Source organism: Desulfobaculum sp. (assembly GCF_054921475.1).
In genome coordinates this window covers 1-18,239 of record NZ_JBUDSW010000038.1, presented here as the reverse complement: position 1 = coordinate 18,239, position 18,239 = coordinate 1, and the positions used below count along the sequence as shown (strand labels likewise).

At 61.2% G+C, this 18,239-nt stretch carries 13 protein-coding genes and 1 pseudogene; 11 read left to right on the top strand and 3 right to left on the bottom strand.

All coding sequences use genetic code 11. The features are described from left to right. Positions 1–264 precede the first annotated feature (264 nt). From ACY69P_RS04010 to ACY69P_RS03985, 6 genes and pseudogenes are all read left to right on the top strand, one after another. Positions 265–1,311, top strand: a pseudogene (locus tag ACY69P_RS04010) (cache domain-containing protein); the annotation flags it as partial. Beyond that, entirely contained in the window at positions 1,291–3,027 is a 1,737-nt protein-coding gene (locus ACY69P_RS04005) for a methyl-accepting chemotaxis protein (protein ID WP_462326655.1), read from the top strand. The pseudogene ACY69P_RS04010 and the gene ACY69P_RS04005, both read left to right, overlap by 21 nt. Before the next feature lie 101 nt (positions 3,028–3,128). Next, positions 3,129–3,815, top strand: coding sequence for a flagellar brake protein (locus tag ACY69P_RS04000; RefSeq protein ID WP_462326653.1), 687 nt, complete (start codon positions 3,129–3,131; stop codon positions 3,813–3,815). Positions 3,816–3,833: 18 nt separating this feature from the next. After that, entirely contained in the window at positions 3,834–4,691 is an 858-nt protein-coding gene (locus ACY69P_RS03995; protein ID WP_462326652.1) for a damage-control phosphatase ARMT1 family protein, read from the top strand. 183 nt (positions 4,692–4,874) lie between these two features. Then, entirely contained in the window at positions 4,875–6,287 is a 1,413-nt protein-coding gene (locus ACY69P_RS03990; protein ID WP_462326651.1) for a sigma-54-dependent transcriptional regulator, read from the top strand. A 212-nt stretch (positions 6,288–6,499) separates the two neighbouring features. Then, positions 6,500–8,521 (top strand): methyl-accepting chemotaxis protein, encoded by a 2,022-nt coding sequence (locus ACY69P_RS03985; protein WP_462326650.1) that lies wholly within the window; start codon positions 6,500–6,502, stop codon positions 8,519–8,521. Between the two features lie 97 nt (positions 8,522–8,618). On the opposite strand, the gene ACY69P_RS03980 is transcribed toward ACY69P_RS03985, so the two are convergent. Both ACY69P_RS03980 and ACY69P_RS03975 read right to left on the bottom strand, forming a co-directional pair. Beyond that, positions 8,619–10,643, bottom strand: a complete 2,025-nt coding sequence (locus ACY69P_RS03980) for a ribonucleoside triphosphate reductase (RefSeq protein WP_462326654.1) — start codon at positions 10,641–10,643, stop codon at positions 8,619–8,621. Next, on the bottom strand, positions 10,543–11,292 hold the full coding sequence (locus ACY69P_RS03975; protein ID WP_462326649.1) for an anaerobic ribonucleoside-triphosphate reductase activating protein: 750 nt from the start codon (positions 11,290–11,292) through the stop codon (positions 10,543–10,545). The genes ACY69P_RS03980 and ACY69P_RS03975 overlap by 101 nt, the downstream gene beginning before the upstream one ends. Before the next feature lie 944 nt (positions 11,293–12,236). On the opposite strand from ACY69P_RS03975, the gene ACY69P_RS03970 reads away from it, so the two are divergent. Continuing rightward, a complete protein-coding gene (locus tag ACY69P_RS03970; RefSeq protein ID WP_459898472.1) occupies positions 12,237–12,716 on the top strand; it encodes a response regulator in 480 nt (159 codons plus the stop codon). A 100-nt stretch (positions 12,717–12,816) separates the two neighbouring features. On the opposite strand, the gene ACY69P_RS03965 is transcribed toward ACY69P_RS03970, so the two are convergent. Next, positions 12,817–13,947 carry an iron-containing alcohol dehydrogenase family protein gene (locus ACY69P_RS03965; protein WP_462326648.1) on the bottom strand — a complete coding sequence of 377 codons (1,131 nt, stop codon included), beginning with the start codon at positions 13,945–13,947 and terminating at the stop codon, positions 12,817–12,819. Between the two features lie 347 nt (positions 13,948–14,294). Between ACY69P_RS03965 and phnD the strand changes: the two genes are divergently transcribed. The 4 genes from phnD to phnE (ACY69P_RS03945) all read left to right on the top strand — a co-directional run bounded on the left by phnD (position 14,295) and on the right by phnE (ACY69P_RS03945) (position 17,747). Next, positions 14,295–15,308 (top strand): phosphate/phosphite/phosphonate ABC transporter substrate-binding protein, encoded by a 1,014-nt coding sequence (gene phnD, locus ACY69P_RS03960; RefSeq protein WP_459898475.1) that lies wholly within the window; start codon positions 14,295–14,297, stop codon positions 15,306–15,308. Positions 15,309–15,400: 92 nt separating this feature from the next. Next, positions 15,401–16,171, top strand: coding sequence for a phosphonate ABC transporter ATP-binding protein (gene phnC / locus ACY69P_RS03955; protein ID WP_459898477.1), 771 nt, complete (start codon positions 15,401–15,403; stop codon positions 16,169–16,171). Further along, entirely contained in the window at positions 16,168–16,956 is a 789-nt protein-coding gene (gene phnE / locus ACY69P_RS03950) for a phosphonate ABC transporter, permease protein PhnE (protein WP_459898479.1), read from the top strand. The genes phnC and phnE (ACY69P_RS03950) overlap by 4 nt, the downstream gene beginning before the upstream one ends. Next, entirely contained in the window at positions 16,953–17,747 is a 795-nt protein-coding gene (gene phnE, locus ACY69P_RS03945) for a phosphonate ABC transporter, permease protein PhnE (RefSeq protein WP_459898480.1), read from the top strand. Before phnE (ACY69P_RS03950) ends, phnE (ACY69P_RS03945) begins: the two co-directional genes overlap by 4 nt. Positions 17,748–18,239 lie beyond the last annotated feature (492 nt).

The following is an 18,239-nucleotide window of genomic DNA, read 5'->3' as shown; positions in this document are numbered from 1 at the left end:
TAAGCCACCGGAGGTATTGAACCATGACGCAACACCTCCACCACCCGCCACCGTTGCGCCCGTCTCCTCGCGCTTCCCTCCCCCCCACCATTGCTCCCGCCTTTCTGCTCACCCTTCCTCCCCAAACGCCTTGACATTCGCACCTCACCCTCCCACAACCCCCGCCAGCGTTGTGAGAATCCACCATGCTGTGCTACCATCCGAAGTTGGGGGACTGTGATACGCGTGCCGCTGGCACGGAGCTTAGGTCAAAGGGGGCCAATCATGCGTTTGCTCGCGAACATCAAGATGAAGCCGAAGCTGACGCTTTTGCTTCTGTGTGCGGGGTTGGTGCCGCTGCTGTTCATCGGGTGGTGGGCATCAAACAAGGCGACACAGGCACTTATGGAAAAATCGTATGGGCAGCTTCGCTCCATGCGCGAGATAAAAAAGGCGCAAATCACGCGCTACTTTGCGGAGCGGCAGGGGGATGCCGGCGTCCTTGCGGAAACCGCGGCCACGCTGCGCCGCGAGGCCATGACCAAACTGCGCTCCGTGCGCGATGTGCGCCAGCAGCAGATTGAACGCTTCTTCGCCGAACGCCTCAGCGATATGACCGTCATGGCGGAAAACCCCGCCACAGCGCAGGCGTACACGGCCTTTGTGCGCGCCTTTGACCCACAGGCGCAGATGCGCGGCGAGGGAGAAGGGCGCTTTGTGGCCCCGCCGCAGTACCTCGCGGTGCACGAGCGCTTTGCCCCAATGTTTGAAACGTTCGTCAGCGCCTACGGATACTACGACGTGTTCCTGCTGGGGCCGCGTTATGGCGATGTGGTGTACTCCGTTGCCAAGGAGGCGGACTTTGCCCAGCGGGTGGGTGAGGTGGACTCGCCCCTGCGTGATGTGTGGACGCGGGCCATGGAGGAAAACCGCGCCGTGCTGTCCGAGATGCGGCCCTATGCCCCAAGTGGGGGATTGCCGTCGCAGTTTGTGGCCGCGCCCATCCATAGCGCCGACGGCGGCATTGTCGGTGTGGTGGCGGCGCAGGTGTCATCGCTGGCTGTGGCGGAAATCATGGAGCAGCGCAGCGGCATGGGCGAAACGGGCGAGGTATACCTCGTCGGTCCGGACTACCTGATGCGCTCGGATTCGTATTTGGACCCGCAGGGGCACTCCGTGGCGGCGTCCTTTGCCAATCCACAGCAGGGCAGCGTGCGGACCGAGGCTGTGCGCCGCGCGCTGGAGGGCGAAACCGGGGCAGATGTGGTGCGCGACTACAATGGCAATCCGGTGCTGTCCGCCTTTGCGCCGGTGCAGGTTGGCGGGCATACGTGGGCGATTTTGGCGGACATTGACGTGGCCGAAGCCTTCAGCCCCAAGGATGAGGACGGCACCTACTTCTACAAGCGCTATGTGGAACTGTACGGCTACTACGATTTGTTCCTGTTCACCCCGCAGGGGGACGCCTTTTACACCGTGGCGCAGGAGGCTGACTATAGGACGAATTTCATGGACGGCGAATATGCGGACTCCAACCTTGGGGAGCTGTTTCGCCGCGTGATGGAGACCAAAACCTTCGGCATGGCGGACTTTGCGCCGTACGCGCCAAGTGATGGCGAACCGGCGGCCTTCATTGCCCAGCCCATCGTGCATGGCGGCAAGGTGGAGCTTGTTATTGCGCTTCAGGTGTCGCTGTCGTCCATCAATGCCATTATGCAGGAGCGTGAGGGCATGGGGGAGACCGGAGAAACCTACCTTGTGGGACCGGATAAGCGGATGCGTTCGGATTCCTTTCTGGACCCGGAGGGGCACAGCGTGCTGGCGTCCTTTGCCGGAACGGTGGCCCAAAACGGTGTCGACACCAAGGCCGTGGCGCTAGCGCTGTCGGGCAAGGAAGGTGGCGAGGTTATCAAGGACTACAACGGCAACGATGTGCTCTCCGCCTATGCCCCGGTGCAGGTGGGCGGGGCGACGTGGGCTGTTATTGCGGAAATTGACTACGCGGAGGTGCTTGCCCCTATCCGCGCGCTGGCGTGGTCTGTGGTGTACACGGGACTGATTATTGCGGCCGTGCTTGTGGTGGTGGCGCTTCTGCTGGCAACGGGCATTGCGCGGCCGCTGACCAAGGGCGTGGACTTTGCCCAGCAGGTGGCGCGCGGCAACCTTGGCGCAACCCTTAATGTGGATCAAAAGGACGAAGTGGGGCAGCTGGCCGCCGCGCTCCGCGATATGGCCGGACGCCTGCGGGAGATTGTGGGGGATGTGCAGTCCGCCACGGATAATGTGGCCGCAGGCAGTGAGGAACTGTCCGCGTCGTCCGAGAGCCTGTCGCAGGGGACAACGGAGCAGGCCGCGTCCGTGGAGCAGGTGTCGTCCAGCATGGAGCAGATGGCGGCCAATATCCGGCAGAACGCCGAAAACGCCCGCGCCACGGAAGGCATGGCCGCAGGCGCGGCGCAAAAGGCGCAGGATGGCGGCGGCGCTGTGGAGCAAACCGTGCAGGCCATGCGCGACATTGCGGAGAAAATCACCATCGTGGAGGACATTGCCCGGCAGACGAACCTGCTGGCGCTGAACGCCGCCATCGAGGCCGCGCGCGCTGGTGATCATGGCAAGGGCTTTGCCGTTGTGGCCTCGGAGGTGCGCAAGCTGGCCGAGCACAGCGGGCAGGCGGCCGCGGAAATCAGCGAGGTGTCTGAGCGCAGCGTCAGTGTGGCCGAACAGGCCGGAGAACTTCTGAAGGAGCTGGTTCCGGAAATCCGCAAGACGGCGGACCTCGTGCAGGAAATCGCAGCCGCCAGCGAGGAGCAGAACGCCGGGGCTGGGCAGATTAATCAGGCCATTCAGCAGCTTGATCAAGTGATTCAGCAAAACGCCTCGGCCTCGGAGGAACTGGCGTCCACATCCGAGGAACTGGCGGGACAGAGCGAACAATTGCGGCGGACCATGGGCTTTTTCCAGGTTAACGGGTCCGGCGCGGAAGCGGCGCAGGCCTTGCCACAGGGTGAGGATGCGCCGGATGGGGCAGGGGCGTTTGAGCGGTACTGACCGCGCAGGGCAGGGCGGCGCGCCCCCCGCCGTACTGGCGTAGGATACAGGCAGGGGCGCGGCGCGCTCCTGCCTTCCCCCAAAAGACCGGGAGATAACGAGTGGCGCAGCAACGAAAAGGCTCGGAAACGCACGACGCCGCGATGCTGAACATCAGCATCGGCACGAAGATTCTGGTGGAACCCGCCGGTATGGGCGACAGGTTCAAGTCGGACTTTGTGGGCATGGTCCGGGGCAGCTACCTCATCGTGAAGGTGCCGAGGATACCGGGGCTTAACGACTTCCTGTACGTGGAAAAGCCCGTGACGGTGCGCTACCTGCACGAGGGGCAGGTGTATGGCTTTGGGTCCGAGGTGGTGTGGAACCTGTCCGCGCCGTACCGGCTGCTGTTCCTCAAATATCCGAAGACCATCGAATCTTTGAACCTGCGCAAGGCCCAGCGTGTGGACTGCTTTCTGCCCATTGAGCTTGGCGGGGCAGGCAGCGACGGGCAGTACATCCGCGTGACAGGCATGATGCTGAACCTCAGCGCTGGCGGCTGTCAGTTGGTGCTGGATTCCAAGGAGGATGAAAACGGCCTGCCGTCGTTCTCCGTGGATGAAAAGGTGGAGCTGACCTTCACCATGATGGGCACGGATATGCCCGTCGCCCTGACGGGCAAGGTGAAGAACATTTCCCTTCATAAAAATCGGATGTATATAGGCCTCATGTTTCAGGAGATGGACGACGAGCACCGTCAGGCCATCAGCAGCTATGTGGAGAATGTAACCGATTATCTCATGGAATAGCCCGGAAAGTAGGAGCGAATGCATACATCACTTGATTGTCTGCCGTGTTTTCTGACGCAGGCGCTGAAAGGCGCGCGCCTTGCCGCGCCCGCGCGGGAGGATATTCACCAGCGTGTAGTACAGGAGTGGGCGGCGGAATTTGCCAATCTGGACCTCACCTTGTCGCCTCCGGCATTGGCCGGGCGGCTGTACGCCTTGCTGGCCGACTCTGTTGGCGATGTGGACCCCTTCCGCGGGTACAAGGAGCAATCCAATATGCAGGCCATGCGCCTGCTGCCCCGGCTGGAGGAATTGGTGCGTCAGCAGGCGGACCCGCTGCGGGCCGCCCTTGGCGTGTCCATCATCGGCAACTACATGGACGCGGGCGTCCAGCTGGTGGTGGATGTGGAGGACGCCCTGTCGCGCGAGGATATCGGCGCTGTGGACGACACCACCTACGCCATGCTCCGCCAGCGCCTCATTCCGGGGGCCAGCGTGATGATTCTGGGCGACAACGCCGGGGAAATCGCCTTTGACACCCTGCTGGTCCGCCAGCTGGCCGAGGCCGGGTGCGTGGTGACCTACGTGGTGCGCGGCGTCCCCATCATCAACGACGCCACCATGCAGGACGCGCGCCTTGTGGGTATGACGGACCTGTGCGAGGTGGTCTCCTCGGGTGTGGATACGCCGGGCACGGTGCTGGAGCGCTGCGCGCCGGGCTTTGTGGACCGCATGGCGTCGGTGGATGTGGTGCTGAGTAAGGGGCAGGGTAATTTTGAGGCCCTGCGCGATAATTTTGCCGACGCGTTTTTTGCCTTTAAGGCCAAGTGCCCCAAGGTGGCGGGGCTGTGCGGCGTGCCGCAGGGAACGAGCATGCTGCATTACGAATCCTCCTGACACTTTCAAGGATACTGCGCCTGAGCGCCCCGGCATCGTTTGGCGATGCCGGGGCGCTTTTTTTCTGCGCGGCGGCAGTGCGAAAAAATCGCACAGGCGTTGGCGCAGGGGCAGAGATGCGGTAGAATACAAGGTCACTATCCATGCCCAGTATACGGCGTATGGAGCACCAAGGGGAGGCGTATGGCGCGGGTTCTGGTCGTGGACGATGACCCGTTTGTTCGGGACTACATGAAAAATGCCCTGACGCGGCAGGGGCACGACATCACGGCGGCGGCGTCGTGCGAACGGGCGCGTGCGGCCAGCACAGCGCAGGCGTTTGATATTGTTATTTTGGATGTGCGCCTGCCTGATGGCGATGGGCTGGCCATGCTGCCTGCGCTGCGGGGGCGGCATGGCGGGCCGGAGGTCATCGTCCTGACCGGGGCAAACGACCCCGACGTGGCCGAACGCGCCATGCGCGGCGGCGCGTGGGACTTTATCGTCAAGCCCTGCTCGCTGGACCGGATGACGCACTCCCTGCGCCGGGCGCTCCAGTACCGGGGCCAGCGCGATTCGGGCAGTGCGCCGCGCCTGCATGGATGCGACATTGTGGGCAGCAGCCCGGCACTGCGCGAGTGCTTGGAGCAGGCGGCGCGCGCGGCGCAGACGCGGGCGGATGTGCTCATCACCGGCGAAACAGGAACCGGCAAGGACCTCATTGCGCGGTGCATCCACCGCTCATCGGCGCAGGCCAGCCGTCCGTTTGTGGTGGTGGACTGCGCGGCGTTGCCGCAGGGGTTGGCCGAGAGTCTGCTCTTTGGGCATGTGCGCGGCGCGTTCACCGGGGCGGACATGACCCGCGCGGGACTCATCAAGCAGGCGCACGGCGGCACGCTCTTCCTCGACGAGGTGGGGGAGCTGCCCCTTGATGTGCAGTCCACTTTTTTGCGCGTGTTGCAGGAGCGGCGCTTTAGGCCCGTTGGGGCCTCGCACGAGGAGGAGAGCGACTTCCGCCTTATCGCCGCGACCAACCGCGACCTCGACGTGATGACCGCCACGGGCGCGTTCCGCGATGATGTGATTTTTCGGCTCAAGTCGCTGGTGTTGCGGCTGCCGCCGCTGAGGCACCGGCGTGAGGATATTGCCTCTTTGGCCGTGTATCTGCTGGCGCGGCTGGCGCATGAGGCCGGGGAGCCGGTGAAGGGGGCCAGCCCGGAGTTTTTGGGCGTTTTGGCGGCGTCGGATTGGCCGGGAAATGTGCGCGAACTGCGGCAGGTGCTGGGCGCTGCGGCCCTTGCGGCGGGGAGCGAGCCAACGCTGTACCCGCATCATTTGCCCGTGGAATTCAAGGTCCGGTATGCCCGCTGCGCCGTGGGCGATACTGCGCAGGCCGAGCAATCCGCGCCATGCGGCGGCGATGCGGTGGAGGTGTTTCCCGGTCAGCCGTGGAAGGAGTACCGGCGCATGGTCATGGAGGACGCGGAGCGGCGGTATATTCGCTCGCTGATGGCGTTTGTGGAGGGCGACGCCAAACGGGCCATGGCCCTCTCCGGCCTGAAAAGCGCACGCTTCTACCAACTGCTGCGGCAGTATTGGCGGCGGGAGGACCTGTAGCGGTTTGCGATTTTGTCGCAATGCAGTGTGATTTTATCGCACTGTGCGCTGTGGGCGCAGGCGGTGTGAAGGGTTCTTCTCAGTAACATTCTGAAATGTAATGCATACAGTATGATCAATATTTGGAACACTTCTTGATGATGCAGTGGCAGGACGTGGCGTTCGCATGCCCGTGTGGTCGCGGGCCGGACCAATAAACCGGAGGGGTCTTCATGTTTAAACACTTGAAGCTCGGCATCAAAATGAGTCTCGGATTCTGTGTGGTCCTTGTGCTCACCGTCGTTGTGGCGATGGTTGGCATTCGGGGCATGTCCGCCGTTGGGGAACGGGTGGTCAAGGCCGACGGGGTCAACCGCATCGTCAAGGACCTGCTGGAAGCACGGCTGGCGGTAACAAAATACATGATGGATCAGGATGAAGCGGCTAGGGCAGAACAGGCCAAGATATTTAAGAAAATCCTATCCGACACCAAGGAACTGCGTTCCACGTTCAGCGATCCCGTGAACATTGAGCAGGCCGACGCCATCACTGACAAGGTGCAAAGCTATTCCGATGTGTTTGAGGAATACGTGTCTCTGCAAGGAGAACGCGATGATATTATGAACACCATGCGCGCCCTTGCGGACCAAGCTCTCATCCAGTGCGAGAAAATCAGCGCCGAACAGAAAAGCAAGTTCCGCGAAATGCAGGAATCCGGAACCGCATCCGTGGCAGAACTCAATGCCAAGCTGGCCAACGCCGATGTGGCGGAAACCTTCATCCAGCAGTTTAAGGATGCCCGCAAGAACGAGAAGGAAGTCATCCTGACCGGCGAGGACCGCTACTTCCAGATGGTGTCGGAGAATGTGGAGTTCATTGTTGGCAAGGCGCAAGAATTGCAAACCATCTTCAAGGACCCTGTGGACATTGAGGCCGCAAAGGGCGTTGAGGAGGCCGTGAGCAAGTATTACGCCTCCTTTAACGAATATGTGAGCAAGATGCGCGAACAGGAGAAAGCCACGGAGCGCATGGTCGCCGCCGCCGAAGAGGCGCGCAGCGTGTGCATTGCGGCGCGCGATGACCAGAAGATGAAGATGGACGCCCAGATGGCGTCGTCCAACTCCATGGTCTTCACCGGCGCAGGTGTGGCGGGTGTTATCGGCATACTGGCCGCCTTCCTCATCACGCGGGCGATTACGGTCCCCGTGCGCAAGGGCGTGCACTTTGCCCAGACCATTGCGCAGGGCGACCTTGATGCAAGCATTGATTTGGAACAGCGCGACGAAATTGGCGCACTGGCCGACGCCCTGAAGAATATGTTGAAGCGTCTGGCTGGAGTGGTGGGCGACGTCCAAAGCGCGGGCGAGAACGTCTCGTCCGGCAGTCAGCAGTTGTCGGCTTCGTCCGAGTCCCTGTCGCAGGGCGCGACGGAACAGGCCGCATCCGTTGAGGAAATCTCCTCCAGTATGGAAGAGATGACCGCCAACATCCGCCAGAATGCGGAAAATGCCCTTGAGACCGAAAAAATGGCCATCCAGTCCGCTACGGACGCCGAAACCGGCGGCAAGGCCGTTATCGACACTGTGGAAGCCATGAAGCAGATTGCCGACAAGATTTCCATCATTGAGGAAATTGCGCGGCAGACCAACCTGCTGGCCCTCAACGCCGCCATTGAGGCCGCCCGCGCGGGCGAGCACGGCAAGGGCTTTGCCGTTGTGGCCGCCGAAGTCCGCAAGCTGGCCGAGCGCAGTGGCGCCGCCGCAGCGGAAATCAGCGAACTGTCGTCCTCCAGTGTGGAAGTGGCCGAACGGGCCGGGAATATGCTGTCCAAGATGGTGCCGGACATCAAGCGCACCGCCGAGCTGGTGCAGGAAATTGCCGCCGCCAGCAACGAGCAGAATTCCGGCGCGGAGCAGATTAATCAGGCCATCCAGCAGCTGGATCAGGTGGTGCAGCAAAACGCCGCCGCAGCCGAGGAAATGGCGTCTACATCGACGGAACTGTCCAGCCAGGCCGAACAGCTGCAGCAGACTATGGCGTTCTTTAAGCTGAAGAGCAACGGCTCCGGCGCATCCCGCGCGTTGCCGTCGCGTTCGGCAGGTCCCAACCGTCAGCTCAGCGCGGCAAAGCCCATCAGTGGCGGGTCCAAGTCCAAGTCGTCCGGTGGCGGCGGGGCATCCTCCGATGGGGCCGGCGGCAGCGGCGTCGCCCTTGATATGGACGGTGACGCTGACGACGACTTCGAGCGCTTCTAGGCAGGCATGCGCATACCGCGCAGAGCGTGGCAGGCGACAAAAAAGCGGCCCCGGCACAGATGTGCCGGGGCCGCGTCTCTTTTACAGTGCGCCGCGTTTAGCAGCGGTCGCAGACTTCGTGGAACACAACGCGGTCGTCGTATTCCGCCTGCTTGCCCTTGTTCCAGCGGGACACGGGGCGGTAGTACCCGACAATGCGGGTGTAGACCTCGGCGTCCTGACCGCAGGTGGGGCAGGTGAAGTGCTCTCCAGCAATGTACCCATGCTCATTGCAGATGGAGAACGTGGGCGTAATGGACAGGAAGGGCAGCTTCGTATTGGTGAAGGTTTTGACGATGAAGTTTTTGAGGGCCGTGGTGTCGGAGACGGCTTCACCAAGGTAGGTGTGGAACACCGTACCGCCGGTATACATCGGCTGGAGCTTGTCCTGATGCTCCAGAGCGAACACAACATCGTTGGAGATGCCGACGGGCAGGGCCGTGGAGTTGGTGTAGTACGGCACGCCGTTGCCCGAGGAATTGATTTCCTTGTACAGCTGCTTGTCAATCTTGGCGAGGCGGTAGCTGGTGCCCTCGGCCGGGGTGGCTTCCAGATTGTACAGGTGCCCGGTCTCCTCCTGGAAGTGGGAGGTCAGCTCCTGCAGGTGCTCCAGCACGCGCTGCATCAGGCGGGTGCCTGCTTCGGTTTCAATGCCCTTGCCCAGCAGGTTCTGGCAGGCTTCATGGCCGCCCACCAGTCCAATGGTGGAGAAGTGACCGTCGAAGCCATTTTTCAGGTAGCGCTGGGACCACGGGAACATGCCGCGCTCAAGGTTGTCGTTGATGAGCTTGCGTTTGAACTCCAGCGAGTCGCGCGCCATGGTGGCGTACTCGGTGATGATGTCGAGGAAGTCTTCCTCGCCCTGCGCCAGATAGGCCAGCTTGGGCAGGTTCAGGGTCACCACGCCGATGGAGCCGGTCAGGTCGCCCGCGCCAAACAGCCCGCCGACCTTTTTGCGCAGTTCGCGCAGGTCCATCTTGAGGCGGCAGCACATGGAGCGCACGTCCTCGGGGTCCAGGTCGGAATTAATGAAGTTCTGGAAGTAGGGCACGCCGTACTTGGCCGTCAGCTTCAGGAGCAATTCGCCGATTTCCGATTCCCACGGGAAGTTCGCCGTGATGTTGTACGTGGGAATGGGGAAGGAGAAAATGCGCTTGTGGTAGTCGCCGTCGAGCATAACCTCAAGGAAGGCGCGGTTGATCCAGTCCATCTCCTGCTGAAAGTCGCCGTAGGTGGCGTCCTGCAGCTTGCCGCCAATGATGACGGCCTCGTCGCGGATGTGCTTGGGGCAGGCGAGGTCAAAGGTCATGTTCGTGAAGGGGCTTTGGCCGCCCCAGCGCGAGGTGGTGTTCAGGTTGAACACAAACTTCTGCATGGCCTGACGCACCTGCTCGTAGTCCAGCCCGTCGTGACGGATAAAGGGCGCGAGGTAGGTGTCCACGTTGTTGAAGGCCTGCGCCCCGGCCCACTCGTTCTGGAGCGTGCCGAGAAAGTTGACCATCTGCCCAAGGGCGGAGTCAAAATGCCGTGCGGGACCAGCGCAGGAACGGCCCTCAAGGTTGAAGCCCTCCAGCAGCAGGTCGCGCAGGCTCCAGCCTGCGCAGTATCCGGCGAGGCCAAAGGACAGGTCGTGGATGTGAAAATAGCCGTGCTCATGCGCCTGACGGACTTCTTCCGGATACTTCTCCAGTGCATAGCGCGCCTGGATGGAACCGGACAAGTGCAGCATCAGCCCCTGAAAGGAGTGCGACATATTCGCGTTTTCCGCCACGCGCCAATCCGCCTTCGACAGGTAGGTGTCGATGGTGTCCTTGACGTCCAGATAGGCGTTGTCGTGGGCGCGCAGTTCGCGGCGGCGTTCACGGTAGATGATATATTTCTTGGCAACCCCGTACATGCGGGATTCCATCAGGACCTGCTCCACGAGGTCCTGCACGTGCTCTTGCTCGGCGACTTCGATGCCGCTCAGCTTGGATTCGACCTTACGAGCCAGTCGCTTGGAGAGCAGCGGATCCTTCACCCCGTTGGCTTGCAGCGCCTTCAGGATGGCACTCGCAATCCGCTCCAGTGACCACGTCTCCATGCATCCGTCCCGTTTCAGAATCTGTCTGGGCATCTGACGTCCTCCGAGGTTCTATGTATTTTTGTTCGGTGAGGGGGAAGCCGGCGGGCAGGTACCCGCGGACCGTTTCGATGTCCGTATCGGTGAGCAGGGGCACCCGGGTGGTGCGGAAATAAAAGCGCCCGGGGTTGTCCTGCGCCATGGCGAAAATACGCTCAACATTGCGCTGCGCCGTTTCGGCGGAGACGGCGTTGCCGGTAAGGGCCGGGTATTTTTCGTAGGGGCCTTTGACGTCCACGGCAAAGGTGGTGACGTAGCCCGTTGCCAGCATGTCGGCCACCACGCCGGGATTCATGGCGTTGGTGTCGAGCTTGATGGCATAGCCCAGTGCGTGAATGTCGGCGAGGATGGTCTCCAGACCGTCCACGGTGGTGGGTTCGCCGCCAGTGATGGTGACACCGTCCAGCCATTTGGTGCGGTTTTGCAAAAAGCGCATCATGGCGGATTGGTCGAGGGTTGGCAGCGTTTCATGGTGCCATGCCATGGTGGCATTGTGGCAGGTGGGGCAATGCAGATTGCACCCGCCAAGAAAGATGACACAGCAGGTTTTGCCCGGCCAGTCGCACAAGCTAAAGCGTTCAAAGCCACGAACGGATTTCCAGGGTTGCATGTACTGCATTCCTAACGCGTTGGAGAGTTAGACACGAAGCCGCCACGCGCCGCGTTGGCGCTTCGTTTTCTTTAGAGTGCTTCGGACCGTGGTCTGGCTTCCCGCGGGGCTGCTGGGTGGCGGTGTGGTGGTCGCCATGTCCGCCAGCGGCGGCGCGGGTTACAGGGGCAGAACCGCCCCGGATTCGCACCGGGTTCACCAGTGCCGAAACGCCTCGAAGAGGAAGAAAATCAGTAGTAATTTGAAGTGCTTATGAAAAGCAGATAATTTCTAGAAGCATAGTCCAAAAGCGCCATGAGGTAAAGGGGTGTTGGAAAACTGACGGGTTAGTCGAAAACGCAAGTATTTCATGCGTTTTAGAAAAAATGGGCCCAAAAGGGGTGAAAATCCACATGGTTGTCCACAAGGTATATTTCTTAACATGCCGGAATAGCAGGGGATAAACTTTGGCGTGTGGAAAGTGTAAGATTGCCGACAGCGCCCTGCGCGCCGAAGGTGCAGGAAAGTGCGCGCGCGGCGGGCATGGATGGTGCGCACTCCGGATGGGTGTGGATGGTTTTGCCTGATTGTGGCGAGAGAGGAGGGTGTTGAAAAGCATTCTCAACGGGGAGCTGTTGATGACCACGCAGGAAAAAGTGTCATAAATCAAGGCGGCCTGTGCGCTGCGTAGGCCTTTGGGCCGAGGCCGGGCGGTGTGGACAAGTCTGCAACATATTGGAATAGCACTGTTCTTGTGGGTGGAGGGAGCAGGGGGTGGCGTAAGCCACCGCCGGACAGGCAGATTTGGCCGAAACATTGACAAAAAACGGTATGTATATTCTATACTAGGGAACGTCTGGAATTCCCGTGTGTTTGCAAGTGTAGGGCGCGGGATGGACAGGCGTTGTGTGATGGCGTGCATGGGAGGCGCTTGCAGAGGTCCGGGGCAATTCTGCAAACACGGCATGGCCAAGGCAGTTATGGATGATGAAATAAAGCGTGGGAAAGAGGGGGCTGGCAAGGCCAGTGCGGCGCAGCGCAATGCAGGGCTGCCGCCACTGGAGATACTGCTGGTCGAGGACAATCCGGTCAATCAGACCGTGGTGCTGATGATTCTCAAACGGGAAGGGCACCGCGTCACAACCGTGGGCGACGGCCAACAGGCACTGGATATTCTGTGCACGCAGCGTTTTGACGTGGTGCTTATGGACATCCGTATGCCGGGGATGAACGGGGACGAGGCCACGCGCCGCATCCGGACGCAGGAATCCGGGGTGCTGGACTGCGACATTCCTATCATTGCCATGACGGCCTACAGCACCAACGAGGATGTGGAACGCTTCCTTGGTGCAGGGATGGACGCCTTTGTGGGCAAGCCCATGACGTGGGAGACGGTGACCCAAACCATTCGCGAGACATTGCGCGGCAAAGGGCGTTTGGAATAGCGCCCAGGCCTGTGGGAGGACCCACGCATAATGCCCCGAGCAGGAGACTGTTCGGGGCATTGTGCGTTTTGGGTGTAGGCTGCGTTGGCGCCCGTGTTGCCTAGGCCAGCAGGCGGTCCAGCAGCGAGTTTACATGCTCACGCGTGATGGACAGCGGGTTGGCCTTGGTGGACCCGGAGACCAGCACCTCTTCAATAACGGCGTCGCGGTCGGCAAGCGTTTGCCCGGAAAAGGGGTTCTGGATGCCAAAGTGCGCCAGCAGGGCGTGGACGGTTTCCAGCAGGTCTGCGCCGATGGCCTCGCTCATTTCCGTATATTGCGCGCCCATGGTGTCGCGGTTCAGCTCAATGGCAACAGGCAGGCAGACGCCGCAGGTCAGGCCGTGGGGCTGGTGGAAGCGCGCGCCCAGCGGGTGCGCAAGGCCGTGGACCACCCCAAGGCGCGAGGAGGCAAAGCCCACCCCGGCAAGGAAGCTCCCAAGCAGGATGCCCTCGGCATGGGGCAGAGGAATATCTCCGTCGGTGGCGGCATCATACGCGCGGGGCAGATGCTCTGCGAGGAGAGTAAGCCCGCGCAGGGCCAGCGTTTGCGAGAACCACGTGGCGTATCTGCTGGTGTAGGATTCAATGGCCTGCGTCATGGCATCCAGACCCGACGATGCTACGACCTTGGCCGGGCATCCGGTAAGGAGCTCTGCGTCCAACAGTACCACCTGCGCCGTCATGGTGGGGCTGCGGAAGGACTTTTTGACGCCCGTTTCGGTGTTGGTCAGCACCGAGACGGGCGTTGCTTCGGAGCCGGTGCCCGCCGTGGTGGGGGCGGCGATAAAGGGCAGGGTGTCGCCAATGATGGCCGCGCCATCGTGGTACTGCTGGACATCGCCGGACTGGTGGTAAAGCCCGGCGCAGCCTTTGGCGATATCCAGCACGCTGCCGCCGCCTACAGCGGCAATCCAGTCTGCGCCGTGCTCGCGCGCCGCGCAGAGCAGGTCGGCAAGCTGATGGAGGGTGGGCTCGCCGCCGGGGTGCTGCCATGCGCGGCAATCCATGTCGCCGGGGCAGTCCCCAAGCAGGCGGGCCAGCGCGCCGGATGCGGCAAAGCTCGCCCCATGGACAAGAACGCCCCGTGGCCCAAACCGCGCCGCATGGGTCAAGAGCGAGGACAGCGCTCCGGGGGCGGTGGCGGTGGTGCGGGGCGTGCTGAGCAGCTGGGGCAATTGCATAAGGGGCATAACGTCTCCTTCATCGTCAGGGCGGCGGTGGTGCAGGGCGCGCCGGCATGGGCGCGGCATTGACCGCCGGGGATTCGATTAGAAATTGGGCAGAAACCATCGCAGGAATTCGCGGGCATCGCAAATGCGCCTGCCATAGAAAAAACCGATACAAGATCGTAATAATCTTGTGAAAAGCGGGGAAATCATATAAGGGCACCGCAGGCGGGCGTGGAATTTCCCGCCAAGAGGATGCAGGGCATCCTCTGTGTTGCAGTGTAATGGAGGCCGCGGCGTGTGGGGTTCAAGCCGCGGTACGAGAGTCGAGAACGGAGTCCCGTTTGAAACAACCGATTGGAGGGTTTCTGATGGCCAAGAGATTTCTTACCGCTCTTCTGGTCCTGCTGATGGCTGCCAGTGCTAGCGTCGCCTTTGCCGGTGACTGCCTGAACCGTGGTCAGCTTGACGAAATGTATTGTGACGAGGACGGCGACCTGGTGGCGGATAGCCCCAAGGACGAGTCCGAATGGCTCGACCCGAGCACCCTGGTCTTTACCTACACGCCTGTCGAAGATCCCGCAGTGTACAGGGATGCCTTTGCCGATTTCCAGGCCTACCTTGAGAAAGCCACCGGCAAGCGCGTTGTGTACTACACCGTGCAGTCCAACGCCGCCGAAGTTGAGGCCATGCGTTCCGGCCGCCTGCACATCGCTGGCTTCTCCACCGGCCCCACCGGCTTTGCCGTGAATCTGGCCGGCTTTGTACCCATGGCCGTTAAGGGCTACGCCGACGGCTTCCAGGGCTACAACCTCATCATGATCGTCCGCGCCGACAGCCCCTACAAGAAGCTGGAAGACCTGAAGGGCAAGGTCGTGGCGCACACGTCCGCATCCTCCAACTCCGGCAACCTCGCTCCCCGCGCGCTCTTCCCCAAGGAAGGCCTTGTCCCGGACAAGGACTACCGCGTGATGTACTCCGGCAAGCATGACCAGTCCATCATGGGCGTTGCCCACGGTGACTACGACGCCGCCCCCGTTGCCTCCGACGTGTTCGACCGCATGGCCGAAGCCGGCCGTATCGACCGCGACGACTTCCGCATCATTTACCGCAGCGCCAAGTTCCCCACCTCTTCCTTTGGCTACGCGCACAACCTGAAGCCCGAGCTGGTGCAGAAGATTGTTGGCGCGTTCCACACGTACCGCTTCCCGCCTTCCATGCAGGAAAACTTCAAGGGCGCCGACCGCTTCTATCCCGTCACCTACATGGCTGACTGGAAGATCATCCGCGACATCGCGGAATCCACCGGCACCTACTACAACAAGGATGGCCTGAAGAAGATGGCCGCCAAGGAAGCCGCCAAGAGGGCGAAGAAAAAGAACTAAACCCGATCGCCTTCTGGCGTGACGGAGTGAAAACCCGGAAAGGCTAAGGCCTTTCCGGGTTCATACGTGTAAAGAACTGGAACAGCGTACCTATGAATAATGACTCAGAGCGCTCCTTGCGCATCGACAACCTGGTAAAGGAATACGTAGCGGGAAAGCCTGTATTGAAAGGCATTTCCTTTGAAGTGAGCGGACGCTCCACCACGGCCATCATTGGTCCGTCCGGTACGGGCAAGTCCACCCTCATCCGCTGCATCAACAGGCTCATCGATCCCACCAGCGGCAGCATCAGCATCTCCGGCCTGGACATCACCAACCTCTCCGGCAGCAACCTGCGCGCCGCCCGCCGCCGCATCGGCATGGTGTTTCAGGAGTTCAACCTCGTTGAGCGTCTGTCCGTGATGGAAAACGTGCTGTGTGGCCGCCTTGGCTACCTGCCTGTGTGGCGTGCATGGCTGCGCAAGTACCCCAAGGACGACATCGAAAGGGCATTCCACCTGCTGGACAGCGTGGGCCTGCTGGAGTTCGCCAACGAGCGCGCGGACAGCCTGTCCGGCGGCCAGCGCCAGCGTGTGGGCATTGCCCGCGCCCTGATGCAGGACCCGCACATCCTGCTCGCCGACGAGCCGACCTCCTCGCTGGACCCCAAGACCTCCGTGGAAATTATGGAACTGCTCAGCAAAGTCTGTACGGACCGCAATATTCCTCTGGTGGTCAATATCCACGACGTGAACCTCGGCAAGCGCTTTGCCGACCGCATTGTGGGTATGAGCAAGGGACACGTCGTCTTTGACGGCGCTCCCGATGCCCTCGGTACTGAGCATCTTCAGGAAATTTACGGCGGCAAGGATTGGCTGCAATGAGTTCGGTGGCAGAGCGAAGGGAAACGCCCTTCAAACCAAATTGGTGGGCGCGGCTGGGCTACCTGCTGGCCATTGCCTATGCGCTGTATGCCATGTCGTATCTGGACATTACGTGGGGCCGCTTTATTCAGGGCTTTTCCAATGCCGCAAGCTTGCTTGGCGAAATGGTTCCGCCCAATTTTGAGCGCTGGCAGCTCTTGGTCCGCAATATGCTCGAGACCATCCAGATTGCCGTCATTGCCTCGGCGTTTGGCGTGCTGTTCTCCCTGCCCATCGGCCTGTGCTCCGCCCGCAACCTGATGCCCGACTGGCTGACCTGGCCCGCGCGGACGGTGATTTGCATCTGCCGTTCGTTCCACCCGGTCATCTTCGCCATCCTGTTCGTGAAGGCTGTGGGCTTTGGCCCGCTGGCGGGCATCCTGACGCTGATTTTCGCGTCCATCGGCTTCATCGGCAAACTGTTCGCTGAAGCCATCGAGGAAATCAGCCTCAAGCCCGTGGAAGCCGTCCGCGCGTCCGGCGCACCGTTTATGAGCGTGCTCATCTTTGCGGTGCTGCCGCAGGTGTTCAACCGTTTCGTTGGCTTCTCCTCGTATCAGTTCGACGCCAACCTGCGTAACTCCACGATGGTCGGCATCGTTGGCGCTGGCGGTATCGGCGGCACCCTGTTCGCCGCGTTCCAGCGCTTTGACTACGACTTCCTCGCCGCGATCCTGATCTCTATCATCGCCTTGATCATGGTATCGGAATTTCTGTCGGTGAAAGTGAAGGCAATGTTCCGATGAATGATATGATGAAATGGGAACGGTTCACCCCGGCCGAGCGTCTGACTCGCTTCACGTTCTATCTGTGTGCGGTGGCGCTCTTTATGTGGTCCGTCAGGACCGTTGAAGTCATCCCGGAGTTCCTCTACGACGCGCCCGCGCAGGTGCAGGACCTCTTTAACCGCATGTGGCCGCTTGATGTGGCGTACTATCCCGTGGGATTGCATGTTCCCCTGATGGAAACCCTGCACATCGCTACGCTGGGTACCCTGCTGGCTATTGTGCTGGCCGTGCCCGTCGGCCTCATGGGTGCCAACAACATCACCAAGATGCCCCTGCTGAACTGGCTGGCTAAGCTGATCCTCGTGTCCTCGCGTACAGTGAACTCCCTCGTGTGGGCGCTCCTGTTCGTGGCCATGTTCGGCCCCGGCGCGCTGGCTGGCGCAGTCGCCATCGGCTTCAGGTCCGTCGGCTTCTGCGGCAAGCTCATCGCCGAAGCGCTGGAAGAGGCCAAAGAAGGCCCCGTCGAAGCCCTGAAAGCCGCGGGCGCCCCGTGGCCTACAGTGCTCCTCAAGGGCTACTGGCCGCAGGTCGCCCCCGCATTCTGGGGCATCCTGCTCTTCCGCTGGGACATCAACGTCCGTGAATCCGCAGTCATCGGCCTTGTCGGTGCCGGCGGCATCGGCATGGCACTGGATACGGCCCTCAACCTCTTTGAGTGGGACCGAGTGGGCGTTATCCTGCTGTGCATCTTCACCATCGTTATCCTTGCGGAAATCTTCGTCACGAATATCCGTAAGCGCATCATCTAATCCGCGCCGTCTCAGGGCGCAGATACCGATTCTCCAGCGGGGAGAGGACACCAGTCCTCTCCCCGCTTTTTTTGACCGTGCGGCCAAACGTATGCCTGCGCCGCGCGTATTTTTTGTCTCCGACGGCGTAAGGGAATGATTCCCTTACGAATCCCCATATGGTGGGCGGAGCGTGGTGGACTGTTATGAATAGCGCGCTACACGCCTAGCTCCCATCCCCCATGAGAGGATTGTTAAGGATGAAATCCTTAACCCACCGGAGGTAACAGAAAAGAGGCGCCACCACCAACCTACGCCCAAACGCGTGCCTGCGCCGCGCGTATTTTTGTCTCCGACGGCGTAAGGGAATGATTCCCTTACGAATCCCCATACGGAGGGCGGAGCGTAGTGGACTGTTATGAATAGCGCGCCACACGCCTAGCTCCCACCCCCCCCTGAGAGGATTGTTAAGCAATCGTATTGGCAATCAAGCGTTAAGTGCAGGATCCCAAG